The sequence below is a fragment of the Serratia marcescens genome, from assembly GCF_029846115.1.
Classification (GTDB): Bacteria; Pseudomonadota; Gammaproteobacteria; order Enterobacterales; family Enterobacteriaceae; genus Serratia; species Serratia marcescens_L.
This window is the reverse complement of the sequence record NZ_JARVZZ010000001.1, coordinates 1,339,891-1,361,453: the sequence shown is the minus strand read 5'-3', so window position 1 is coordinate 1,361,453 and position 21,563 is coordinate 1,339,891. Positions and strand designations below refer to the sequence as shown.

The window sequence follows — 21,563 nt, the reverse complement described above, 5'->3', positions numbered from 1 at the left end:
TCCTTATTGATTTTACTTTCCTGTTATGGTGTTCGCTCCGGGGCCAGGGCAGACTCCGCGCTATCATGACGGCAGCCCTCTTCAGCCTTGTTCCGGACGCCGCCCGCCGCGCTTTGCCACCGCCGCGCAACAGGCGAATTCTTCACTTTTGGCGCTCAAAATACTGCGTTAAGCTTATACAAAATCCAACTTGCCACTTATTGTGGGCAAAGACGCGGTGAGATACAACCGAACCGCCGCCATGTAGGGTCAATTCTTACTGTGACAACAGGAGTCAACCGTGGTGCCATTTTTTGATAAATCACAAACCGTCGATAAGGCAAGCGCGCTGCCAGGCCGCACCACGCCAATGCCTGTCGCAACGCTCAACGTGGTCACCGAACACTCGATGACCCAGGTGCCGGCAGGCATGGAGGTGGCGATCTTCGCCATGGGCTGTTTCTGGGGCGTCGAGCGCCTGTTCTGGCAGCAGCCGGGCGTCTACAGCACCGCCGCCGGCTACAGCGGCGGCTATACGCCGAACCCGACCTACCGCGAAGTGTGCAGCGGCCAGACCGGCCATGCCGAAGTGGTGCGCGTGGTGTTCGATCCGCAGGTCGTCAGCTACAAACAGCTGCTGCAGGTGTTCTGGGAAAATCACGATCCGGCGCAGGGCATGCGCCAGGGCGGCGACGTCGGCACCCAGTACCGCTCGGCGATTTATACGCTGAGCCCGGAGCAGCAGGCCGAGGCGGAGAGCAGCCTGCAGCGCTTTCAGCAGGCGATGGACGCGGCGGGCGACAAGCGCGTCATCACCACCGAGATCGCACCGGCGCTGCCGTTCTATTACGCGGAGGACGATCATCAGCAGTACCTGTTCAAGAATCCGGAAGGCTACTGCGGGCTGGGCGGCATCGGCGTTTGCCTGCCGCCACAGGGCTGATCCGATGCCGGCCGGCGGCACTTTTTTAACCGCTGGCGGCCCCTGTGGGGCAACTGCTATACTATGCGGGCCGCTTCTGCGGCCCGATAGCTTCCCTTCTGGTTGTTATCGCTGCTTTTTTTACTATGTACTACCCTTCCTCAAGAGCGCCGGCATCCCGTCGGCACGTATGGATAGATTATGTTAAACAGTATTTTACTGATTCTTTTTCTGATCGCGGTGAGTGCGTTTTTCTCACTGTCGGAAATCTCTCTGGCCGCCTCGCGCAAGATCAAACTGAAGCTGATGGCGGACGAAGGCAACATCAACGCCGCCAGAGTGCTTAAACTGCAAGAAACCCCAGGCATCTTCTTCACCGTGGTGCAGATCGGCCTGAACGCCGTGGCCATCCTCGGCGGTATCGTCGGCGACGCGGCTTTTTCTCCCACTTTCAAGGTGTTGTTCGATCGTTTCCTGTCGCCCGAACTGGCGGAACAGGTCAGCTTCATCTGCTCCTTCGTGCTGGTGACCAGCCTGTTTATCCTGTTCGCCGATTTGACCCCGAAGCGCATCGGTATGATTGCACCAGAGACGGTCGCCGTCCGGATCATCAACCCGATGCGTTTCTCCATCATGATCTTCCGCCCGCTGGTGTGGTTCTTCAACGGCATGGCCAACCTGATCTTCCGCATGTTCAAGCTGCCGATGGTGCGTAAAGACGACATCACCTCCGACGACATCTACGCGGTGGTGGAAGCCGGCGCCCTGGCGGGCGTGCTGCGCAAGCAGGAGCACGAGCTGATTGAAAACGTGTTCGAACTGGAATCGCGCACCGTGCCGTCTTCGATGACCTCGCGCGAAAGCGTGGTGTACTTCGATTTGCGCGAAAGCGAAGAAAGCATCAAGGAGAAGGTCTCGACCCATCCGCACTCCAAGTTCCTGGTGTGCGACGGCCATATCGATCAGGTGGTCGGTTACGTCGATTCCAAAGACCTGCTGAACCGCGTGCTGGGCAACCAGAGTCTGGTGCTGAGCAGCGGCGTGCAGATCCGCTCGGCGCTGATCGTGCCGGATACGCTGACGCTGTCCGAAGCGCTGGAAAGCTTCAAGACCGCCGGCGAAGACTTCGCGGTGATCCTCAATGAATATGCGTTGGTGGTGGGCATCATCACCCTTAACGACGTGATGACCACGCTGATGGGGGATTTGGTCGGCCAGGGCCAGGAAGAGCAGATCGTGGCGCGCGACGAAAGCTCATGGCTGATTGAAGGCGGCACGCCGATCGACGACGTGATGCGCGTGCTGGATATCGACGAGTTCCCGCAGGCGGGCAACTACGAGACCATCGGCGGCTTTATGATGTATATGCTGCGCAAGATCCCGAAACGCACCGACTTCGTCAAATACGCCGGCTACAAGTTCGAAGTGGTGGATATCGACAGCTACAAGATAGACCAACTGCTGGTCACCCGCCTGAGCGACAAACCGGCGGCGGTGCTGCCGAAAGCCCCGGAAGACACCCCGGCGGCTTGACGGCAGCCGGCAAAAACATCAGCGGCCCCATCGGGGCCGCATTTTTTTTACCGCTGTCAGCGAGGTGTTACCCCATCTCGGTCTGCAACAGCAGCACCTGACGGTTCACTTCAGACATCACGCTGAAATGGCGCTTGTCACGAATCTTCGGCGGCAGGATTTTCCCCTCGTCGAATTCAAATGCGCCTACGTCCTTGATATACAGCCTTCCGCGAAACAGGGTCTTAACGTACTTTGCCACTTTCAAAGGGTTATAACGCTGGAAGATTCTCATTCTTTTACGCTCCTCCCGTTGATCCATGCGCTCAGCGAGCCGCCAAAAGTGGCAGCCTCGAAATTCAGAACGCAACTTGATTGCATGTAGTAGACCCAGTAAAGACCAGAACGTTCACTTCTGCCCGGATATCTACGCTGGATTTACACTTTTTGACAGAATTGTATATGATAATTTATAACGTTTTCAGGATATCCCTTCAAAATCTGATGATTAGCGAACCAAGGGAAAATCTGCGATCCGGTTAACAGGACAGACCTCTTATCACATCCTATGCTTTAGGCTGTCGAAGTGCTGTCGCACAAATTCCCCCCATTACAAGGAGAAAGCATGAAAACAAGTCGCATGCTGATGGTATCCCTGCTGCTCGCCCCGCTTTTCGCTTCCGCGCACAACTTCCAGCTCCAGCAGCGCGTGGCGCCGGTTGGCGTCAGCGACAAAGGAGAGCTCAATTACGCTGACGGTAATTTTAGCTACCAGAACTGGAACAGCGCGCAGCTCAGTGGAAAAGTGCGAGTGATACAACATATTGCCGGCCGCAGCTCCGCCAAAGACATGAACGACCCACTGATTGAAGCGATCAAGAAGGCGAAGCTACCACACGATCGTTACCAAACGACGACAATCGTCAACACCGACGATGCCCTGATGGGCACCGCGATGTTCGTGCGCAGCAGCATTGAAGACAGCAAGAAGGAGTTCCCGTGGTCGCAGTTTATCGTCGACAGCGACGGTAACGTGCGCAAGGCCTGGGATCTGCAGCCGAAAGGCTCCGCCATCGTGGTGCTGGATAAGCAAGGGCGTATTCAGTTTGCCAAAGACGGCGCGCTGACGCCGGAAGAGGTGCAGCAGGTGATGTCCAAGCTGCACCAGCTGTTGGCGAACTAACTCAGAACAGCGACACCCGGAAGCCGGGGTTGAGGAAGGATTCACGCGGGGTATAGAGCAACGGCTTGCCCTGCCAATCGTGAATTTGCGCCCCGGCGGCCACCGCCACCGCATGCCCTGCGGCGGTATCCCAAATGTTGGTCGGCCCGAAGCGCGGATAAAGCTGCGCCTTGCCTTCCGCCACCAGGCAGAACTTCAGCGAGGAGCCGACGGACACGGTCTGGTGCTCGCCCAGTTGCTGTAAATAATCTTTCAGCTCGTCGTCGATATGCGAGCGGCTCACCACCACCAGCGGCGGATGCGCGTTGCTGACGCCGATTGCCTGCCGCACGCCCTTCTCTTCTTTCCAGGCCTTGCCGCGCTCTGCCAGATACAACACGTCGATCGCCGGGGCATACACCACCCCCATCACCGCCTGCCCCTCTTCAATCAGGGCGATATTGACCGTGAACTCACCGTTGCGGTGCAAAAACTCTTTGGTGCCGTCCAGCGGATCGACCAGCCAGTAACGCGTCCAGTTGCGGCGCTCTTCCCACGCCGGCGGATCTTCTTCAGACAACAGCGGCACCTCCGGCGTCAGCGCCGCCAGGCCGCGCTTGATGATGTGATGCGCCGCCAGATCGGCCGCCGTCACCGGTGAGTCATCTTTTTTCTGTGCGACATCAAGCGGTTGTTCACCGTCGTACACCGCCATGATCGCCGCCCCCGCCTCGCGGGACAGTTGGCAAATTCGCTCTAACATCATGCACCTCAACTCTGCATCTCCGTGGGAAATTTCCCTCTGTCTCTGCTAGCAGACTAGTTTTTTTTACGCCGAATATCCATCTCAACCGGCTAACCCCCAGGAATTCCTCAGATCTTGTTGGGCACAACTGTGAACTTCCCCGCGTTACCTGCTACCGTTTTCTGCCACACTTCACAGTTTGCTGTGGCAAGCAGTGTTAATTACATTTCCCTCTGCGATAACACTCGAATAATGGAATGGAGAGAGCCCAAAATGATGAAGCATCCCCTGACGCTGTCCGCGCTTGCGCTACTGGTATGCGCCTCGGCGCAGGCGGCCACCGTCGACCTGCGCGTGCTGGAAACTACCGACCTGCACAGCAACATGATGGACTTCGATTACTACAAGGACACACCGACCGATAAGTTTGGTCTGGTACGCACCGCCAGCCTGATCCAGCAGGCGCGCCAACAGGTTACCAACGCGGTATTGGTGGACAATGGCGACATCATTCAGGGCAGCCCGCTCGGCGACTACATGGCGGCCAAGGGGCTGAAACCGGGCGACGTGCACCCGGTCTATAAGGCGATGAACACGCTGAACTACGTGGTCGGCAACATCGGCAACCATGAGTTCAACTACGGGTTGGACTACCTGAAGAACGCCATCACCGGCGCCAAATTCCCGTACATCAACGCCAACGTCGTCGACGCCAAAACGCAAAAACCGCTGTTCACGCCGTACATCATCGTCGATACGCCGGTGAAAGACCGCGACGGCAAGGCGCATACGCTGCGCATCGGCTACATCGGCTTCGTGCCGCCGCAGATCCTGGTGTGGGACAAGGCCAACCTGCAGGGCAAGGTGACGGTGGACGACATCACCGCCACCGCCAAACGCTACGTGCCGGAAATGCGTAAACAGGGCGCCGATCTGGTGGTGGCGATCCCGCATTCAGGCCTGTCCAGCGAGCCTTACAAGGCAATGGCGGAAAACTCGGTCTACTACCTCAGCCAGGTACCGGGCATCGACGCCATCATGTTCGGTCACGCTCATGCGGTGTTCCCGAGCAAGGACTTCGCCAATATCAAAGGCGCGGATATCGATAAAGGCCTGCTGAACGGCGTACCAGCGGTAATGCCGGGCCAATGGGGCGATCATCTCGGCGTGGTCGACCTGCAGCTCAACAACGATAGCGGTAGCTGGAAAGTGACCGCCGCCAAAGCGGAAGCACGGCCGATCTACGACAAAGAGAACAAGAAATCGCTGGCGGTGGAAGACGCCGCGCTGGTGAAAGTGTTGGCGGACGATCACAAGGGCACGCGCGAGTTCGTCAGCCAGCCGATCGGCAAATCAGACGGCAACATGTACAGCTACCTGGCGCTGGTGCAGGACGATCCGACGGTGCAGATCGTCAATAATGCGCAGAAGGCCTACGTTGAACATTACATTCAGGGCGATCCGGATCTGGCCGATCTGCCGGTGCTGTCGGCGGCGGCGCCGTTCAAGGTCGGCGGCCGCAAGAACGATCCGGCCAGCTTCGTCGAAGTGGAAAAGGGCCAGCTCACCTTCCGCAACGCCGCCGATCTCTATCTCTACCCCAATACCCTGGTAGTGGTGAAGGCCAGCGGCAAAGAGGTGAAAGAGTGGCTGGAGTGCTCCGCCGGCCAGTTCAACCAGATCGACGTCAACAGCGCCAAGCCGCAGGGTTTGATCAACTGGGACGGCTTCCGTACCTATAACTTCGACGTGATCGACGGCGTCAACTACCAGATCGACGTCAGCCAGCCGGCGCGCTACGACGGCGAATGCCAGTTGATCAACGATAAGGCGGAGCGCATCAAGCAGCTGACCTTCAATGGCAAGCCAATCGATCCGAACGCCACCTTCCTGGTTGCCACCAATAACTACCGCGCCTACGGCGGCAAGTTTGCCGGCACCGGCGACAAACACATCGCCTTCGCTTCGCCGGATGAGAACCGTTCGGTACTGGCGGCCTACATCAGCGCCGAAACCCAACGGCACGGCGCGGTACACCCGCAGGCGGACAACAACTGGCGTTTGGCGACCTTCAGCAGCAAGCAGCCGCTGGATATCCGCTTCGAGACCTCGCCGTCGGACAAAGCGACGGCGTTTATCAAGGAGCACGCTCAATATTCGATGACCGCCGAGGGCAATGACCGCATCGGTTTCGCGGTCTATCGCATCGATTTAAGCGCGAAATAATCACCCGGCCGGGGCAATTCCCCGGCCATCTTCGCTATTTTCCCACTGGCGCGCCCTTTAAATTGCATTTAAAATGCATGTTATAAAATTCCTTCGTTTAAAGAGGCACTACCATGGATTACCGCAACCAATCCCTTGGCGCGCTCGCTATCGCCATTCCCCGGGCATCCCGTCTGTTTCGCCAGCATCAGCTGGATTTCTGCTGCGGCGGCCGGCAATCGCTGGCACGCGCCGCCGAGCGCAAAGGGCTGGACATCGACCAGTTGGAGAACGCGCTGGCCGCTCTCGCCGCCACGCCGGAGCAAAGCCGGGACTGGCGCACGGCGCCGCTCGGTGAGGTGATCGATTACATTCTGCCGCGCTTTCATCAGCGGCACCGCGAGCAATTGGCCGAACTGGTGCTGATGGCGGAAAAAGTCGAACGTGTGCACGGTGACAAACCCACCTGCCCGCGCGGACTGGCGAAGCAGCTGAACCTGATCCGTCTGGATCTGGAGAATCACATGATGAAAGAGGAGCAGATCCTGTTCCCGCTGATCAAACAGGGCATGGGACCGCAGGCCGCCGGACCGATCTCGGTGATGGAGCATGAACATGACGAGGCGGGTGAACAGCTGGAGGTGGTGAAGTTCCTCACCGATAACGTCACGCCACCGGAGGGCGCCTGCACCACCTGGCGGGCACTGTACAACGGCATCGACGAGTTCATCGGCGATCTGATGGAGCACATCAGCCTGGAAAACAATCTGCTGTTCCCGCGCGCGCTGCGCGGCGCATAAAATAAGGGCGCCACGAAGGCGCCCGGAGCAATCCTCGGTGGGATTACAGAATTTCCAGCAGTTCGACGTCGAACACCAGCGCGCTGAACGGCGGGATGGACGCGCCTGCGCCACGCTCGCCGTAGGCCAAGTTGTGCGGGATATACAGCTGCCATTTGGAGCCGACCGGCATCAGGGTCAGCGCTTCGATCCAGCCTGGGATCACGCCGCTGACCGGGAATTCTGCCGGCTGACCGCGCTCGACCGAGCTGTCGAACACATCACCGTTGATCAGACGACCGGTGTAGTGCACACGCACGCGATCCTGACGGGACGGGATTGGGCCGTTGCCCTGCTCCAGCACGGAGAACTGCAGGCCGGACTCGGTCAACGTCACGTCGTCGCGCTTGGCGTTGTCATCCAGGAATTTCTGGCCTTCAACGGCCATCGCCTGCTGGCGCTCACGGCGCACCGCGTCCGCACGCTCGTGGATTTCACGCAGCGCACGGTGCACCACGTCTACCGGAACCGCCGGGGCATTCCCTTCCAGCGCGTCACGCAGGCCCGCCAGCAAAGCTTCCGGTTGCAAACCTTCCAGCCCGGACTCTTGCAGCTGCTGGCCGACCTGTAAACCAATCCCGTAACTTGCTTGCGCTTCAACGCTGTCAAAAGAAGGGGTTGTCATGGGGTTTTCCTTAAGTCTGTAAAAAGTCGAAAGCGCAGCATAACAGCGCGTCAATGCCGGGTAAAATCTTGTGTGGAGAATGATGACTTTTGTCGTAGAAAAAGAAACAATAACCTTCTGTTAACGCCCGCAGCCGCAAACCCCGGCCCTGCCGCTCAGCCGCCTTTCACTTCAATCAGTTAGCGGACTATACTGAAAGCAGGATATCGGGCAGGCGACGCGCTTGCCGCGCCGCGCTCATTATTACGCCGTCGAAGAGAGGTCACCATGGGCAGAATCGCGCCCAGGAGAAGGAAAACCACCCGCATCTACCAGCCGCTGCTGCGCACCTGGCTGAACGTCAGCCAGCGCCTGAAATCGGGCGCAGCACCCACGTCTGAAGGCGCGGAACCGCCATCGGAGCCACCGCCGGCCAACGATAAAATGCAGCAGGTCAAAGCGCTGCTGGCCAAAGTCTGGCATCTGCCGGACGGTTTCCATTGGATGGAGCCGCTGCCCTACTTCCACCGTCGCTGGGTGCTGATCTTCGGCATCATCCTGCTGTTGGCCCTGCTGTGGCCCTACTCGCCCGAAAGACAGCCGTTCCCTGTTTCCCAGCAGGAAACCAGCGTGCCGCTGCAGGCCGATCTGCAAAACGGCGGCGGCGCCACTTCAGCCAACGAACCGACACCGGCGGGCAACTGGCAGCGTTATCAGATCCAGCCCGGCCAGACCCTGGCCCAGCTTTTTCGCGACAACAATCTGCCGGTAAATGAAGTGTTCGCCATGGCGCAGGTGGAAGGCGGCGACAAGCCGCTGAGCAACATGAAAGCCGGCCAGGAAGTGCGCATCGAACGCGATGCCAACGGCGTGATTAACGCGCTGTCGGTCACCACGGTGGACAACAGCCAGGCGCTGTTCCGCCGCCAGGCCGACGGCAGCTACCGCCGGGAACGCTAATCCCTACAGCTGCGCCAGCAAAAACTCGCGCAGCACCACGCCCTGGTTGTGCTCGGTATCTTTGCTGCCATACAGCAGCGTCAGCGCTTGCCCCTGCCGTAACAGCACCACCAGCGGCTGCCAGGCGTCGTTGGCCGCCAGCTGTTGGCGGTAACGCGCCTCGAAGACCGCCCACTGGTCGGTATGCTGATGGAACCACTTGCGCAGCTCATCATCCGGCGCCACCTGTTTCAGCCACTGCACGCCCGTCAGCCGCGCCTTGCTGATGCCGCGCGGCCATAGCCTGTCTATCAGATAACAGTGTTCCGGCGCCGGCGCGCTGAAATCGTAAACCCGCTGTAGCGTAATCTTTGCCATCGCACGCTCTCCTTTTTATCCCGTCTTCAAGCGTAGCGCGTTTTGCCGGACGCAGAAAAGCAAAACGCCAGCACGAGGCTGGCGTTTTAACCGGGTTAACAGCAGCGTAAATTACGCTTCTGCAACCACAACTACATTCAGCTGTGCGAACACGTCGCTGTGTACCTGGAAGTGCACTTCGTGCTCGCCAGTGGTACGCAGAACGCCGTTCGGCAGACGAACTTCGCTCTTGGCAACTTCAACGCCTGCCGCAGTCACTGCGTCAGCGATGTCGCGGGTGCCGATAGAGCCGAACAGTTTACCTTCGTCGCCAGATTTGGAAGCGATGGTGACTGAACCCAGTTCGTTGATCTTGGTTGCGCGAGCTTCAGCAGCAGCCAGAACGTCAGCCAGTTTGGCTTCCAGTTCAGCACGGCGTGCTTCGAAGAACTCAACGTTTTTCTTGGTAGCAGGAACAGCTTTGCCCTGTGGTACCAGGAAGTTACGAGCGTAGCCCGCTTTAACGTTAACTTGATCACCCAGGCTGCCCAGGTTTGCTACTTTATCAAGCAGAATAACTTGCATTACCTTATCCTCTCAAAGTCGTTAATGGACAGTGGCCGATTACTGATGACGATCAGTGTACGGCAACAAAGACAGGTAGCGCGCGCGCTTGATAGCACGGGCCAGCTGGCGCTGATATTTTGCACGAGTACCGGTGATACGGCTCGGTACAATTTTACCACTTTCGGTGATGTAGTTTTTCAGCGTAGCGATGTCTTTATAGTCAATCTCTTGAACGCCTTCCGCGGTGAAACGGCAGAACTTGCGACGACGGAAATAACGTGCCATTTGGCTAGTCTCCAGAATCTATCAATTCAATCTGCTCGGCATGCAGAACCAATTTGCTCAGCCCGTTGCGCCCTTGATGGCAGCTTACAAAGCCTTGCACGGTAATCTGACTGCCGACCGTTAATCTTTGAGTTAGTGCTTGTGACTGTTGTCCGCTGACAACCACGGGCATTCGGCACCATGCTTGTCTGCTGAATCCGGCTTCCGTCTGCTGCGAACGGTGCTCTAGCACAAATTGGCAGTGCGGTATCCCGGAAGGACTCACTTTTCGAACCGGCGCCTTGCACACAGTGCCCGACAAAACCAGACGATTAGCCGTCACGGCGGCAATTACTCTTCAGAATCCCCAGCATCTGCATCATCTGCGGTTTCGTTAGCGAAGTCTTCGCGGCGATCGCCACGACGTTCGTCTTTCGCTTTAACCATCGGAGATGCTTCAGTTACCGCGTGCTTAACGCGCATAACCATGCTGCGGATAACGGCGTCGTTGAAGCGGAAGTTAGTTTCCAGCTCATCGATCGCTTCCTGCGGCGCTTCAACGTTCAGCAGAACGTAGTGAGCCTTGTGCAGTTTGTTGATCGGATAAGCCAGCTGACGGCGGCCCCAGTCTTCCAGACGGTGAATCTGACCTTGCGCGTTAGTGATGGTAGCACTGTAACGCTCGATCATGCCCGGAACCTGTTCGCTTTGGTCAGGATGGACCATAAAAACGATTTCGTAATGACGCATCGAATTGCTCCTTACGGATTATTCAGCCTCCTGTCAGGGTCAACCGCGGCCCATGGAAGCAAGGAACGTGTTTAGTGTGCGGCTGAAAAATGACGCGTAATCATACTGACGCAGGGCGGGAAACTCAAGGACTGCGTGGGTTTTATTCGCGTTAATGCGAGGCGTTATGGGAAATAGCACGATTTGCTCGTGGGAGAACCTATGTACGCCGATCCATCGGTTTCAAAAATCTTTCAATGAAATCAGCGCTGAGTCACAAATCTATTTCACTTTTTTTGAAGGAGGCCATCAAAAGACCCCGCTTTTTAATCCACCGCAACGGACTAAAATTAACCTTATCCGCCGCAGACAGCGCGACGAAAAAGATTCCAGGTTATTCAATGCAGATAAATGACTTTTTGCCGCAGCGACACTCGCTGTCAGGCCGTAACGGCAAAAGTAAGAGAGGCACTATGAAACGCATCATTCTCGCGACGGCGCTGGCCGCCCTTTTCTCCGCCAACGTGATGGCCGCGACGGAGATTACCTCGCACCAGGCCGATCAACGCCAGAGCGTCGGCTTCGTCACCCTGAACCAGAACGTGGTTTCGCCGGATGACGCCAGCAGCCAGGTCAGCAAAATCGCCGATCAACGCGGCGCAAGCTCTTATCGCATCATCGCCCTGCACGAACCGGGCGACAACAGCACGATGCACGTCAGCGCCGAGCTGTACCGCTAAAGAAACGCACCACGCCAGGGAAATCCCCAGGGCTTCATCAGAAAGCCCGTCCAGCCCGCATCGGAGCGCCGCTCGTTGGGCGCTCCGCTTCTCTCATCAGAGTTTGAGCAGCGTCGGCATGCTGAACGCCTTGCCCGGATTGTGCAATTGCAGCGCCGTCCGCAGATAGTTCGTTCGCGTTTGCAGCAGCTCGGCGCTTTCCATCAGGGTCGCCCGCTGTTCGAACGAGAGCGTACCGGCTGCCGCGGGGTGAATGGGCGCCGCTTTCGGCGCGGAGGCAAACAGCGCCGTCATGTTTTGCACCGTCTGCGCGGTGATGCGCGACAGCGGATTCGCCTTGTTTTGCCGCGCCTTGCCGTCGACGCTCCCCAACATCTCGCTGAATGCCACTGAGTTAAGCTCGGTGCGCGCTTTCATCGTTCCCATTAAACCGGCCGTACTGCCGATGTTTTTTATCATGCCCTCTGCTCCTTGCTGCCCTGAAAGAATTCACGCTGACATTCTCCCCATCATTCGGCCAAACGATGGCCGAAACAGCAGGCACAGAGCGGTGCAATTCCAGGCATCGCGCCCGGCGCTGCATCACAGTTCGCGGCGGAAAAAGTCGGCCGTGGCGGACAGCGCCAGCGGCGTGATGCGGTGCTTCACCCCCGGTTCGACGAGCGAGGTCAAACGGCTGTCCGCACCTTGCTGCCGCAGTTCAGCCGCCAAACGCAGGCTGTCCGCCGCCGGCACCACGTCGTCCGTCTCGCCGTGCCACAGCAGCAGCGGCCGCCCGGCGATCGCCGCCAAACGCCCTTCCAGCTCATACTCCGCCAGCACGGCGGTGCGCGCCGCAAACGCCGCCGGCGAGAGCGCCTCGCCCTCTTCGCCCAACGGCGGGAACAGCGTTTGCGCCAGCGAACGGTAATAGCCGGAACCCATCAGGCTGGCGGCCGCCCGGACCCACGGGAAGCGCACGAAGGCGCCAAGCGCGGTCATGCCGCCCATTGAGGCGCCGGCCATGCCGATGCGCCCGTCGGCAATCAGGCCGAGCCGCTCAAAATGCGCCTTGATCTGCGGCAGCTCGTCGATATTGCTGCGCAGGATCTCCCAAAACGTGGCCAGACGCCGCGCCTCATCGCCGTCGAAGCGCTCGCCGTGCCGATCGGCATCCGGCAACACCACCCGAAAACCGGCGCGCGCCAGCGCATAAGCGAAGTACGCGTACACCTCTTTTGACGAGGTATAGCCATGACAGAAGAACACCGTCGGCAACGGCCGATGGTACTGCCCCGCCGGCACAGCATGGATCACCGCGATATCGCCCGCCCGCTCGTCATGAATTTCGATCATCCGTTCATCCTCACTCACCTGTTGGCTTTCATCATGACAAACTTGCGCCAGCCAGCGTTAGCTCAATCTGTTCCAGCTTATATTGCGTTACACTGAAGCCATCTACCGGCTCTTTCGAGGTCACCATGACGCTTGCCCGCACACTCATCGCCCTGACGCTGGCCGCACAGCTTTCTGCCTGCGGCATCATGACCACCACGCCGAAACCGCCGCCGCCGCCCACCGCACAGGCGCAGGAGATCGTGCGCGCACAGACCGCCGAGCTGGTGAAAATGGGCAGCGTCACCGCCGTGGTGCGCGGCAGCCCGATGGACGTGGAAGCGGAGATCCAACGCAAGGCCACCGCCGCCGGCGCCCGGTATTACGTGATCATCATGAACAGCGAAACCATCGTGCCGGGCCAGTGGTATTCCCAGGCGATCCTGTATCGTTAAGGCGGGGATTTTTTAAGCAGATTTACACTGGCTTTGCACTGGCTGAAGAAGGGTGTTGCACACTGAGGGACAGCATGCCGCATGTTGCGGGTGTCGATTCAGGATCTGACGAAGGGGAACGCCATGAAACGCTCCACCGCACTCACCTCCCTCCTGCTTTCAGTAGGGCTGCTCAGCACCGGCGCACAGTCCGCCGAGCTGGCGCCCGCCGATCGCGTGACGCCGCTCAGTGAAATCGCCGAGATCACCTTCAGCGATCTGCCCGGTTCGCCGCAGGAGGCGGAGCAGGCCATCGCCCGCACCGCCGGCCAACACGGCGCCAGCTATTACCGCATCCTGCGGATGGAAGAACAGGCGCACCCGCTCGGCTGGCGCGCCTCGGCCATCTTATACCTTTAGTAGCTCATGCAAGCCGCATTCAACACGCCGCCGCTGACGGAGACGCCCCCCAGGAAAATCCCGGCGGCCAGATGATTCGCTTCGATCTTTTCGCTGATGCGCGGCATGTAGATCTTCACGGCCGCGAACAGCAGCAATTGCACCACCAGCGCCACTACGCCCCACAGCAGGTAATCCAGCAGGCTGATCGAGTTGATCGCCGCGCTGGCCAACGGGATCACATACCCCAGGCAAGCGCCGATGAAAGCAAAGGCGGCGGATGGATTATCGGCCTTGATCAGCGCCCATTCGTCGTGCGGGGTGATGCGGGTATAGACGAACAGAAACACCAAAATCATGGCGAAACCGCTGAAGAAATAAGAGGCGAACGCCGCCAACGCGCTGAGAATATCCATGTGCATTTTCCTGTCAGAGTGAGGCTGAATTAAAAAGGTTTTCGCCGCCGCGCGCCACCCTTTTCCCTAACCGCCGATAGCGCGGTTGAGCAGCAGTTCGCACACCTCGGCCGACAGCAGGCTCTCGCCGCGGTGATCCAGCGTCAGGTGGCACCAGGCGTCGGCTATCTGCGGGCTGGCGTGCAGCAGCAGCTGCGCGGCGCAGCACAGGTCGAACAGCTGCTGGGTCAACAGCCGCCCCATCTCTTCACGCGGTTGCCGGGCACGCTGCTGCCACTGCCGCCAGGCGTGATCGAACAACCGATTCTGGCCGCGCACCGGCTGCAGCTCGAACTGCAGCATCTCGAGCGCGCCCGGCAGCTTGTGCAGGCTGCGCAACACGTCCAGGCACATGATGTTGCCGGAACCTTCCCAGATGCTGTTGACCGGCATCTCGCGATACAGACGCGGCAGCTCGCTCTCTTCGCAGTAGCCGATACCGCCCAGCACCTCCATCGCCTCAGCGATGAACGGCATGCCCTGACGGCAGATGCTGTATTTGGCCGCCGGGGTCAGCAGACGGCTGTAGATCAGCTCGCCTTCATTGCTGCGGCTCTCCCAGGCGCGGGCCAGCCGGAACAGCAACGCGGTATGCCCTTCCAGCCGCAGTGCCATGCGCGCCAGAACCTGACGCATCAGCGGTTGTTCGATCAAGAGCTTGCCGAACGCCTGCCGCTGCAGCGCATGATACAGCGCCACCGACAGCCCGCGGCGCATCAGGCCGTGGCTGCCGAGCGAACAGTCGAAACGGGTCAGGCCGCCCATTTTCAGGATATGCCGCACGCCGTCGCCCTCATCCCCCAACAGCCAGGCGGTGGCGTCCTGAAACTCCACTTCGCTGCTGGCATTGGAGCGATTGCCCAGCTTGTCTTTCAACCGTTCCAGGCGAATGGCGTTGCGGCTGCCGTCGGGCAAAATACGCGGCAGGAAGAAACAGGACAACCCGCCTTCGGCCTGCGCCAGCACCAGGTGCGCATCGCTCTGCGGCACCGAGAAGAACCACTTGTGCCCCACTAGCCGGTAGGCCTCACCCGGCCCGCGCGCGCCGAGCGGCGCGGCGGTGGTGGTATTGCTCAAGACATCGGAGCCGCCCTGTTTCTCCGTCATGCCCATGCCGATCAGCAGGCCGCGCTTTTGCCCGCCCGGCAGCAGGTGAGCGTCATAACGATCCGACAGCAGCGGCGTCAGCCAGGAGCGAAACTCAGCCGGCAACGCCTGCAGCAACAACGGTGTGGCGCCGAAGGTCATGGTCACAGGGCACAGCGTGCCGGCCTCGACCTGCGCATGCAGCATAAAGCGCGCGGCGCGCGCCACGAAGGAACCGATGCGCGCATCCTCCTGCCAGGGCAGGTTGTGTACCCGGTTGGCGATCAGCCCCTGCATCAGGATATGCCAGGCGGGGTGAAAACGAACGTCGTCCAGCCGCTGGCCGGTGGCGTCGTAGCGCAGCAGCTCCGGCGGGTTGGCGTTGGCCAGGCGCCCCAGCTCCAGCGACTCCTGGGTGCCGAGCTGCTGGCCCAGCGAGGCCAATACCTCGGCGTCCCAGCCGCCCTGCTCGCGCTGCAACGCTTCGCGCAGCGGCGTATCGGAGAGAAACAGGTTGCTGTTGCCCAGCGGCTTGGGTTGGTTAAAAACGGTGTGCGTAGTCCAGACCATGAGAGTGCTCCCTGAGAAAAGCGTCAGGAGTAAGTATGGTCGGCGCAGAGATTTCTGCCGAAGGCGGGATCACAAGAGGGGGAATTAACGGGGGCGCAGGCCCCCGTCAGGAGAATCAGCCGCGCTGACGCACCGCTTCGAACAGGCAGATGCCGGTAGCGACCGACACGTTCAGCGAAGAGACGGTCCCGGCCATCGGAATGCTGATCAGCTCGTCGCAGTGTTCACGGGTCAGACGGCGCATGCCTTCGCCTTCCGCGCCCATCACCAGCGCCATCGGGCCGGTCATTTTGCTTTGATACAGCGTATGGTCGGCTTCGCCGGCGGTGCCCACCACCCAGACATTCATTTCCTGCAACAGACGCAGCGTGCGCGCCAGGTTGGTCACGCGGATCAACGGCACGTTTTCGGCGGCGCCGCAGGCCACTTTCTTGGCGGTGGCGTTCAGCTGGGCGGAGCGGTCGCGCGGCACGATCACCGCGTGTACGCCGGCAGCGTCGGCGCTGCGCAGGCAGGCACCGAGGTTGTGTGGGTCGGTCACGCCGTCCAGCACCAGCAGGAACGGGGTCTCCACGCTTTCCAGCAGGCCCGGCAGGTCGTTCTCCTGATACTGGCGCCCTTCGCGCACCCGGGCGATGATCCCCTGGTGCACCGCGCCTTCAACCTTGTCATCCAGCCACTGGCGGTTCGCCACCTGGATCACGATGCCGGTCGCTTCCAGCTCGGCGATCAGCGGTTGCAGACGGCGATCTTCGCGGCCTTTCAGAATAAACACTTCCAGGAAGCGTTGCGGGTCGCGCTCTAACAGGGCTTTGACGGCGTGGATGCCGTAAATAATTTCGCTCATGATGCTCTTTTAAATTCGTGCGGCCGGCGATAACCGGCCGATGATAACGATGTGCGGCAGGTTAGGCCTGCTCGGCACCTTTCTTCTTGGCTGCGCGTTTGGCTTTGGTCGCCGCCGCGATTTTCCGCGTTTTGTCGGACGCTTTCTTGGCTTTCTTCTTCGCCTTCTTCACGTTGTCCGCGGGCTTGGCGTCATCCTGCTTGCGGAAGGCGCTGTCCGGCTCGAAGTTGGCCGGCGGTTTGCCGCCGCGACGCTTGCCGCGCCCCGCGCTGCCGTTGTCGCGCAGCGTACGCTGGCCGCCCTTCTTGGCGCGATCGCGCTCGGTTTTGCCTTCACCGCGCGCTTTGCGGGTGCTGGATACCAGCGCGAAATCGATCTTGCGCTCGTCCATATGCACCGCGTCCACGCGGATCTCCACCGTATCTCCCAGGCGATAGACCGTGCCGGAAGACTCGCCGATCAGGCGCTGGCCGATATTATCGTAGCGATAGTAATCATTATCCAGCGTTGATACGTGCACCAGCCCGTCGATGAACAGATCGTTCAGGCGCACGAAGAAGCCGAAGCCGGTCACGCTGGAGATGATGCCGCTGAACACTTCACCGACGTGATCCTGCATGAAGTCGCACTTCAGCCAGTCAGCGACGTTGCGCGTCGCTTCGTCCGCGCGGCGCTCGGTCATCGAGCAGTGTTCGCCCAGCTGCAGCATCTCTTCGAATTCGCTGTGCCAGCCGCCGGTCGGCGTCCAGCGCTCTTTCGGCTCGCCGTGTTCTTTGGCCAGTTGGTATTTGATCGCGCGGTGCAGCGCCAGATCCGGATAACGGCGGATCGGCGAGGTGAAGTGGCCGTAAGACGCCAACGCCAGGCCGAAGTGGCCGCGGTTTTCCGGATCGTAAATCGCCTGCTTCATCGAGCGCAGCAACATGGTTTGCAGCATTTCGTGGTCAGGGCGTTCAGACACTTCATCCATCAGCACCGCATAGTCCTTCGGCTGCGGCTTGTTGCCGCCGCCCAACGTCAGCCCCAGCTCGCTCAGCACGCTGCGCAGCGCGGAGATGTGGTCGTCGCTCGGACGATCGTGCACGCGGTACAGTGCCGGCTCGTTGTGTTTCTCGACGAAGCGCGCGGCCGCCACGTTGGCCATGATCATGCACTCTTCGATCAGCTTGTGGGCGTCGTTGCGCACCGTCGGCTCCACGCGCTCGATGCGGCGTTCGGCGTTAAAGATGAATTTGGCTTCTTCGGTTTCAAATGCGATGCCGCCGCGCTCGGCGCGCGCCTTATCCAGCACCTTGTACATCGCATGCAGCTCTTCCAAGTGCTTGACCAGCGGATGGTAATGCTCGCGCAGCTCCTGATCGCCCTGCAGAATGTGCCACACCTTGTTGTAGGTCAGGCGGGCGTGAGAACTCATCACCGCCTCGTAGAACTTGGCCGTGGACAGGCGCCCCTGAGCGGAGATGGTCATCTCGCACACCATGCACAGGCGATCGACCTGCGGGTTCAGGGAGCACAGCCCGTTGGACAGCACTTCCGGCAGCATCGGGATCACCTGCGACGGGAAGTACACCGAGTTGCCGCGGCTGCGCGCTTCATCGTCCAGCGCGGTGCGCGGGCGCACGTAGTAACTGACGTCGGCGATCGCAACCCACAGACGCCAGCCGCCGCCGCGTTTTTTCTCGCAGTACACGGCGTCATCGAAGTCGCGCGCGTCTTCACCGTCGATGGTGACCAACGGCAGCTTGCGCAGATCGACGCGGCCCTTCTTGGCCGCTTCCGGCACCTGTTCGCTGAGATCGGCCACCTGCTTTTCCACCTGCGGCGGCCAGGTATGCGGGATCTCATGGGTGCGCAGCGCGATGTCCACCGCCATGCTGGTGCCCATCTTGTCGCCGAGGATCTCGACGATCTTGCCGACCGCCTTGGTACGGCGGGTCGGACGCTGAGTCAGCTCCACCACCACCATAAAGCCCATGCGCGCGCCGCTGACGCTGTCTGCCGGGATCAGAATATCGAAGCTCAGACGGCTGTCGTCCGGCACCACGAAGCCGGTACCGGCATCCATGAAGAAGCGGCCGACAATCTGGCTGGTTTTCGGCACCAGCACGCGCACGATGCGCGCTTCGCGGCGCCCTTTGCGATCCGCGCCCAAGGCCTGCGCCAGCACCACGTCACCGTGGATCGCCATTTTCATCTGTTCGGCAGACAGGTACAGATCGTCTTTGCTGCCTTCAACGCGCAGGAAGCCGTAGCCGTCGCGGTGGCCGATCACCGTGCCGCGCAGCAGATCCAGACGTTCCGGCAGCGCGTAGCACTGGCGGCGGGTAAACACTAACTGGCCATCGCGCTCCATGGCGCGCAGGCGGCGGCGCAGCGCTTCCAGCTGCTCTTCACCGCTGAGGCCCAGTTCGTTGCCCAGCTCTTCGCGGCTGGCCGGCGTTTCTCGTTTCGCCAAATGGGCCAGGATATATTCACGACTGGGGATAGGGGATTCGTATTTTTCTGCTTCTCGTTCCAGGAATGGATCTTGTGACATTGCGGTTCCTCCGTTGTCATCAGCAGGATGACGTTGAGCCTTGTCTTCTCAACGTCGTTTTATTCGACAAGCAATAGCTTGTAGAGCGGCGGATTGTCTTCGACCATGTCGGCCAACGTATGCTTATCCAGCTCTTCAAGGAAATTCTGTACGCCCTGGTGGAGCACCTGCTTCAATCGGCAGGCAGGGGTGATGTGGCAAAAATCACTGCTGCAGTTAACCAGCGCAAGCGGCTCCAGCGCCCGCACCACGTCACCGAGGCGGATGCTCTCGGCCGGTTTGCCCAATCGAATGCCGCCATGCTTGCCGCGCACCGCCGTGACAAAACCTACCCGGCTCAACTGATTGATGATCTTCACCATATGGTTGCGAGACACGCCATAAACCTCGGTCACTTCCGAGATGCTGGTCATCTTGTCCTGCGGCAACGAGGCCATGTAGATCAACGCCCGCAGACCATAATCAGTAAAACTTGTTAACTGCACATCTTACCTCTGGGTATCACTTTACCCGTCTGATACGCCGCTTTTCGGCGCTATTCAAAAGATTACTCATTGGATAATAAACCAGCCGGAGAGTTCGTCGCTAATTATTTAGCGAATCCCGCGCCCTAAGGCGGGTTTATGAAAGGATTTTTTGACGTGAAACCGCAATCGGAGGGAGTCAGGATAAAAACAAACCGGGACGCGCCCGGTTTGTTTAATGCCGCAAAGCCTGATTATGCGTCGAACGGGTCGCGCAGGATCATGGTTTCGCTGCGATCCGGGCCGGTAGAGATAATGTCTACCGGTACACCGGTCACTTCTTCGATGCGCTTGATGTAGTTCAGCGCAGCCTGAGGCAGCTTGCTGTGCTCTTTCACGCCAAAGGTGGTTTCGCTCCAGCCTGGCATGGTTTCGTAGATAGGCTCGATGCCTTCCCAGCCTTCAGCCGCCAGCGGAGTGGTATCCACTTCACGGCCGTCCGGCATGCGGTAGCCCACGCAGATCTTCACTTCTTTCAGGCCGTCCAGGACGTCCAGTTTGGTCAGGCAGAAGCCGGACAGGGAGTTGATCTGCACGGCGCGACGCACCGCTACGGCGTCCAGCCAGCCGGTACGACGACGACGGCCGGTGGTGGCGCCGAACTCGTTACCCTGCTTGCACAGGTACTCGCCGGTTTCATCGAACAGTTCGGTTGGGAACGGGCCTGCACCCACGCGAGTGGAGTAGGCTTTCACGATGCCCAGCACGTAGTCCACATAACGCGGGCCGATGCCGGAACCGGTAGCCACGCCGCCGGCAGTGGTGTTGGAAGAGGTGACGTACGGGTAAGTACCGTGGTCGATATCCAGCAGGGTGCCCTGAGCGCCTTCGAACATGATCAGATCGCCACGCTTGCGCGCGCCGTCCAGCAGTTCAGAAACGTCAACCACCATGGCGGTCAGGATGTCGGCGATAGACAGCACGTAGTCCAGCGTCGCCTGATAATCGACGGCTTCAACTTTGTAGTAGTTGACCAGCTGGAAGTTGTGGTAATCGACGATCTCTTTGAGCTTAACGGCGAAGGTTTCTTTGTTGAACAGGTCGCTGACGCGCAGGCCGCGACGAGCCACTTTATCTTCGTAAGCCGGGCCGATGCCGCGACCGGTGGTGCCGATCGCTTTCGCGCCGCGCGCTTTCTCACGCGCGTTGTCCAACGCGACGTGGTAAGGCAGGATCAGCGGGCAAGCTTCAGAGAGTAACAGACGTTCGCGTACCGGGATGCCACGCGCTTCGAGTTCACCCATTTCTTTCATCAACGCGTCCGGCGCCAGAACAACACCGTTGCCGATGATGCTGGTGACGTTTTCACGCAGAATACCTGAAGGAATTAAATGAAGGACGGTTTTTTCACCGTTGATTACCAGAGTGTGGCCAGCGTTATGGCCACCTTGGTAGCGCACAACATATTGAGCCCGTTCAGTCAGCAGGTCTACAACCTTGCCTTTACCTTCGTCACCCCATTGGGTGCCCAGTACGACGACGTTCTTACCCATTTTTCAAAATCACCGATTGCTTAAAAATGGATTCTACCACCGTAATTTTCGATTTTCAGCACTTTTAGCATACGATTGCATAAATTTTGGGCTAGACTTTAAAGACCCGTGCGGCCGCTCAACATGTAGTAGATCACGCAGCCCGCAACCACTATTCCACCGCCAAATCGCCGCAGCGTCGCGTCCGGCAGCTGCGACATCGCCACGATCATTTTGCGCCAGGCCTGCGGAAACAGCATCGGCCCCAATCCTTCCAACACCAGAACCAGCCCGAGCGCCAGCCAAATCGTTGAGTTCATGCATCCCCCAAAAACGAGAAAGGGCCCGCGTAAACGGGCCCT

At 59.5% G+C, this 21,563-nt stretch carries 26 protein-coding genes; 9 read left to right on the top strand and 17 right to left on the bottom strand.

The genetic code is table 11. The features are described from left to right. Positions 1-280 precede the first annotated feature (280 nt). Positions 281-922, top strand: a complete 642-nt coding sequence (msrA, locus tag QDT79_RS06275; protein ID WP_043139288.1) for a peptide-methionine (S)-S-oxide reductase MsrA — start codon at positions 281-283, stop codon at positions 920-922. A 180-nt stretch (positions 923-1,102) separates the two neighbouring features. Next, a complete protein-coding gene (gene paeA / locus QDT79_RS06270; protein ID WP_049270169.1) occupies positions 1,103-2,434 on the top strand; it encodes a polyamine export protein PaeA in 1,332 nt (443 codons plus the stop codon). A gap of 67 nt (positions 2,435-2,501) precedes the next feature. On the opposite strand, the gene QDT79_RS06265 is transcribed toward paeA, so the two are convergent. Further along, positions 2,502-2,708: a DUF1107 domain-containing protein gene (locus QDT79_RS06265; protein WP_004933604.1), complete on the bottom strand. Its 207-nt coding sequence runs from the start codon at positions 2,706-2,708 to the stop codon at positions 2,502-2,504. A 330-nt stretch (positions 2,709-3,038) separates the two neighbouring features. Between QDT79_RS06265 and QDT79_RS06260 the strand changes: the two genes are divergently transcribed. Then, a complete protein-coding gene (locus QDT79_RS06260; RefSeq protein ID WP_025159587.1) occupies positions 3,039-3,596 on the top strand; it encodes a YtfJ family protein in 558 nt (185 codons plus the stop codon). Position 3,597: 1 nt separating this feature from the next. Here the strand turns inward: QDT79_RS06260 and cysQ are convergent, their stop codons facing one another. Then, a complete protein-coding gene (gene cysQ / locus QDT79_RS06255; RefSeq protein WP_063991660.1) occupies positions 3,598-4,338 on the bottom strand; it encodes a 3'(2'),5'-bisphosphate nucleotidase CysQ in 741 nt (246 codons plus the stop codon). 255 nt (positions 4,339-4,593) lie between these two features. Between cysQ and QDT79_RS06250 the strand changes: the two genes are divergently transcribed. Both QDT79_RS06250 and ytfE read left to right on the top strand, forming a co-directional pair. Beyond that, a complete protein-coding gene (locus tag QDT79_RS06250) occupies positions 4,594-6,546 on the top strand; it encodes a bifunctional 2',3'-cyclic-nucleotide 2'-phosphodiesterase/3'-nucleotidase (RefSeq protein WP_308316292.1) in 1,953 nt (650 codons plus the stop codon). A gap of 113 nt (positions 6,547-6,659) precedes the next feature. After that, positions 6,660-7,325, top strand: a complete 666-nt coding sequence (ytfE, locus tag QDT79_RS06245) for an iron-sulfur cluster repair protein YtfE (RefSeq protein WP_107226632.1) — start codon at positions 6,660-6,662, stop codon at positions 7,323-7,325. Positions 7,326-7,368: 43 nt separating this feature from the next. Here ytfE and bamJ read toward each other — a convergent pair whose 3' ends face one another. Beyond that, the gene (gene bamJ, locus QDT79_RS06240; RefSeq protein WP_004933618.1) at positions 7,369-7,989 is read right to left on the bottom strand and encodes a BamJ family beta-barrel-assembly machinery protein; all 621 of its coding nucleotides are present in this window, start codon (positions 7,987-7,989) and stop codon (positions 7,369-7,371) included. Between the two features lie 267 nt (positions 7,990-8,256). Between bamJ and QDT79_RS06235 the strand changes: the two genes are divergently transcribed. Continuing rightward, complete coding sequence (locus QDT79_RS06235) at positions 8,257-8,928, top strand: OapA family protein (RefSeq protein ID WP_107226631.1); 672 nt, start codon at positions 8,257-8,259, stop codon at positions 8,926-8,928. 3 nt (positions 8,929-8,931) lie between these two features. Here QDT79_RS06235 and QDT79_RS06230 read toward each other — a convergent pair whose 3' ends face one another. The 5 genes from QDT79_RS06230 to rpsF form a co-directional block, all read right to left on the bottom strand. Next, a complete protein-coding gene (locus QDT79_RS06230) occupies positions 8,932-9,285 on the bottom strand; it encodes a DUF488 domain-containing protein (protein WP_063991620.1) in 354 nt (117 codons plus the stop codon). A 111-nt stretch (positions 9,286-9,396) separates the two neighbouring features. Then, entirely contained in the window at positions 9,397-9,849 is a 453-nt protein-coding gene (gene rplI / locus QDT79_RS06225; RefSeq protein WP_004933629.1) for a 50S ribosomal protein L9, read from the bottom strand. 39 nt (positions 9,850-9,888) lie between these two features. Continuing rightward, positions 9,889-10,116 (bottom strand): 30S ribosomal protein S18, encoded by a 228-nt coding sequence (rpsR, locus tag QDT79_RS06220; RefSeq protein ID WP_000135199.1) that lies wholly within the window; start codon positions 10,114-10,116, stop codon positions 9,889-9,891. Positions 10,117-10,120: 4 nt separating this feature from the next. Next, positions 10,121-10,438: a primosomal replication protein N gene (priB, locus tag QDT79_RS06215; protein WP_004933632.1), complete on the bottom strand. Its 318-nt coding sequence runs from the start codon at positions 10,436-10,438 to the stop codon at positions 10,121-10,123. Between the two features lie 8 nt (positions 10,439-10,446). Further along, positions 10,447-10,845: a 30S ribosomal protein S6 gene (rpsF, locus tag QDT79_RS06210; RefSeq protein ID WP_004933634.1), complete on the bottom strand. Its 399-nt coding sequence runs from the start codon at positions 10,843-10,845 to the stop codon at positions 10,447-10,449. A gap of 452 nt (positions 10,846-11,297) precedes the next feature. Between rpsF and QDT79_RS06205 the strand changes: the two genes are divergently transcribed. Further along, positions 11,298-11,564, top strand: coding sequence for a YdgH/BhsA/McbA family protein (locus tag QDT79_RS06205; protein ID WP_004933636.1), 267 nt, complete (start codon positions 11,298-11,300; stop codon positions 11,562-11,564). Between the two features lie 96 nt (positions 11,565-11,660). On the opposite strand, the gene QDT79_RS06200 is transcribed toward QDT79_RS06205, so the two are convergent. Then, on the bottom strand, positions 11,661-12,023 hold the full coding sequence (locus QDT79_RS06200; RefSeq protein ID WP_308316291.1) for a hypothetical protein: 363 nt from the start codon (positions 12,021-12,023) through the stop codon (positions 11,661-11,663). A 123-nt stretch (positions 12,024-12,146) separates the two neighbouring features. Then, positions 12,147-12,899, bottom strand: coding sequence for an esterase (gene yjfP, locus QDT79_RS06195; protein ID WP_063991622.1), 753 nt, complete (start codon positions 12,897-12,899; stop codon positions 12,147-12,149). Positions 12,900-13,024: 125 nt separating this feature from the next. Between yjfP and bsmA the strand changes: the two genes are divergently transcribed. Both bsmA and QDT79_RS06185 read left to right on the top strand, forming a co-directional pair. Further along, positions 13,025-13,333 (top strand): biofilm peroxide resistance protein BsmA, encoded by a 309-nt coding sequence (gene bsmA, locus QDT79_RS06190; RefSeq protein WP_063991623.1) that lies wholly within the window; start codon positions 13,025-13,027, stop codon positions 13,331-13,333. A gap of 123 nt (positions 13,334-13,456) precedes the next feature. Further along, positions 13,457-13,732, top strand: a complete 276-nt coding sequence (locus QDT79_RS06185; protein WP_063991661.1) for a YdgH/BhsA/McbA family protein — start codon at positions 13,457-13,459, stop codon at positions 13,730-13,732. Here QDT79_RS06185 and QDT79_RS06180 read toward each other — a convergent pair. The 7 genes from QDT79_RS06180 to QDT79_RS06150 form a co-directional block, all read right to left on the bottom strand. Next, a complete protein-coding gene (locus QDT79_RS06180) occupies positions 13,729-14,127 on the bottom strand; it encodes a DUF350 domain-containing protein (protein WP_063991624.1) in 399 nt (132 codons plus the stop codon). The two genes, QDT79_RS06185 and QDT79_RS06180, sit on opposite strands and share 4 nt — an antisense overlap. Before the next feature lie 66 nt (positions 14,128-14,193). Continuing rightward, positions 14,194-15,822: an isovaleryl-CoA dehydrogenase gene (locus tag QDT79_RS06175; protein WP_063991625.1), complete on the bottom strand. Its 1,629-nt coding sequence runs from the start codon at positions 15,820-15,822 to the stop codon at positions 14,194-14,196. 115 nt (positions 15,823-15,937) lie between these two features. After that, positions 15,938-16,669, bottom strand: coding sequence for a 23S rRNA (guanosine(2251)-2'-O)-methyltransferase RlmB (gene rlmB / locus QDT79_RS06170; protein WP_004933653.1), 732 nt, complete (start codon positions 16,667-16,669; stop codon positions 15,938-15,940). Between the two features lie 61 nt (positions 16,670-16,730). Then, positions 16,731-19,205, bottom strand: coding sequence for a ribonuclease R (rnr, locus tag QDT79_RS06165; RefSeq protein ID WP_063991627.1), 2,475 nt, complete (start codon positions 19,203-19,205; stop codon positions 16,731-16,733). A gap of 59 nt (positions 19,206-19,264) precedes the next feature. Continuing rightward, on the bottom strand, positions 19,265-19,690 hold the full coding sequence (gene nsrR, locus QDT79_RS06160) for a nitric oxide-sensing transcriptional repressor NsrR (RefSeq protein ID WP_033636784.1): 426 nt from the start codon (positions 19,688-19,690) through the stop codon (positions 19,265-19,267). 233 nt (positions 19,691-19,923) lie between these two features. Beyond that, positions 19,924-21,222 (bottom strand): adenylosuccinate synthase, encoded by a 1,299-nt coding sequence (locus tag QDT79_RS06155; RefSeq protein ID WP_033648701.1) that lies wholly within the window; start codon positions 21,220-21,222, stop codon positions 19,924-19,926. A gap of 98 nt (positions 21,223-21,320) precedes the next feature. After that, a complete protein-coding gene (locus QDT79_RS06150; protein ID WP_004933666.1) occupies positions 21,321-21,521 on the bottom strand; it encodes a DUF2065 domain-containing protein in 201 nt (66 codons plus the stop codon). Between the last annotated feature and the right edge of the window lie 42 nt (positions 21,522-21,563).

What these genes read in the sequence shown, in the direction of transcription:
- paeA (WP_049270169.1), top strand. Translation starts at nt 1,103, where the DNA reads ATGTTAAACAGTATTTTACTGATTCTTTTTCTGATCGCGGTGAGTGCG.
- QDT79_RS06265 (WP_004933604.1), bottom strand. Translation starts at nt 2,708, where the DNA reads ATGAGAATCTTCCAGCGTTATAACCCTTTGAAAGTGGCAAAGTACGTT.
- QDT79_RS06260 (WP_025159587.1), top strand. Translation starts at nt 3,039, where the DNA reads ATGAAAACAAGTCGCATGCTGATGGTATCCCTGCTGCTCGCCCCGCTT.
- cysQ (WP_063991660.1), bottom strand. Translation starts at nt 4,338, where the DNA reads ATGTTAGAGCGAATTTGCCAACTGTCCCGCGAGGCGGGGGCGGCGATC.
- QDT79_RS06250 (WP_308316292.1), top strand. Translation starts at nt 4,594, where the DNA reads ATGATGAAGCATCCCCTGACGCTGTCCGCGCTTGCGCTACTGGTATGC.
- ytfE (WP_107226632.1), top strand. Translation starts at nt 6,660, where the DNA reads ATGGATTACCGCAACCAATCCCTTGGCGCGCTCGCTATCGCCATTCCC.
- bamJ (WP_004933618.1), bottom strand. Translation starts at nt 7,989, where the DNA reads ATGACAACCCCTTCTTTTGACAGCGTTGAAGCGCAAGCAAGTTACGGG.
- QDT79_RS06235 (WP_107226631.1), top strand. Translation starts at nt 8,257, where the DNA reads ATGGGCAGAATCGCGCCCAGGAGAAGGAAAACCACCCGCATCTACCAG.
- QDT79_RS06230 (WP_063991620.1), bottom strand. Translation starts at nt 9,285, where the DNA reads ATGGCAAAGATTACGCTACAGCGGGTTTACGATTTCAGCGCGCCGGCG.
- rplI (WP_004933629.1), bottom strand. Translation starts at nt 9,849, where the DNA reads ATGCAAGTTATTCTGCTTGATAAAGTAGCAAACCTGGGCAGCCTGGGT.
- rpsR (WP_000135199.1), bottom strand. Translation starts at nt 10,116, where the DNA reads ATGGCACGTTATTTCCGTCGTCGCAAGTTCTGCCGTTTCACCGCGGAA.
- rpsF (WP_004933634.1), bottom strand. Translation starts at nt 10,845, where the DNA reads ATGCGTCATTACGAAATCGTTTTTATGGTCCATCCTGACCAAAGCGAA.
- QDT79_RS06205 (WP_004933636.1), top strand. Translation starts at nt 11,298, where the DNA reads ATGAAACGCATCATTCTCGCGACGGCGCTGGCCGCCCTTTTCTCCGCC.
- QDT79_RS06200 (WP_308316291.1), bottom strand. Translation starts at nt 12,023, where the DNA reads ATGATAAAAAACATCGGCAGTACGGCCGGTTTAATGGGAACGATGAAA.
- yjfP (WP_063991622.1), bottom strand. Translation starts at nt 12,899, where the DNA reads ATGATCGAAATTCATGACGAGCGGGCGGGCGATATCGCGGTGATCCAT.
- bsmA (WP_063991623.1), top strand. Translation starts at nt 13,025, where the DNA reads ATGACGCTTGCCCGCACACTCATCGCCCTGACGCTGGCCGCACAGCTT.
- QDT79_RS06185 (WP_063991661.1), top strand. Translation starts at nt 13,457, where the DNA reads ATGAAACGCTCCACCGCACTCACCTCCCTCCTGCTTTCAGTAGGGCTG.
- QDT79_RS06180 (WP_063991624.1), bottom strand. Translation starts at nt 14,127, where the DNA reads ATGGATATTCTCAGCGCGTTGGCGGCGTTCGCCTCTTATTTCTTCAGC.
- QDT79_RS06175 (WP_063991625.1), bottom strand. Translation starts at nt 15,822, where the DNA reads ATGGTCTGGACTACGCACACCGTTTTTAACCAACCCAAGCCGCTGGGC.
- rlmB (WP_004933653.1), bottom strand. Translation starts at nt 16,669, where the DNA reads ATGAGCGAAATTATTTACGGCATCCACGCCGTCAAAGCCCTGTTAGAG.
- rnr (WP_063991627.1), bottom strand. Translation starts at nt 19,205, where the DNA reads ATGTCACAAGATCCATTCCTGGAACGAGAAGCAGAAAAATACGAATCC.
- QDT79_RS06155 (WP_033648701.1), bottom strand. Translation starts at nt 21,222, where the DNA reads ATGGGTAAGAACGTCGTCGTACTGGGCACCCAATGGGGTGACGAAGGT.
- QDT79_RS06150 (WP_004933666.1), bottom strand. Translation starts at nt 21,521, where the DNA reads ATGAACTCAACGATTTGGCTGGCGCTCGGGCTGGTTCTGGTGTTGGAA.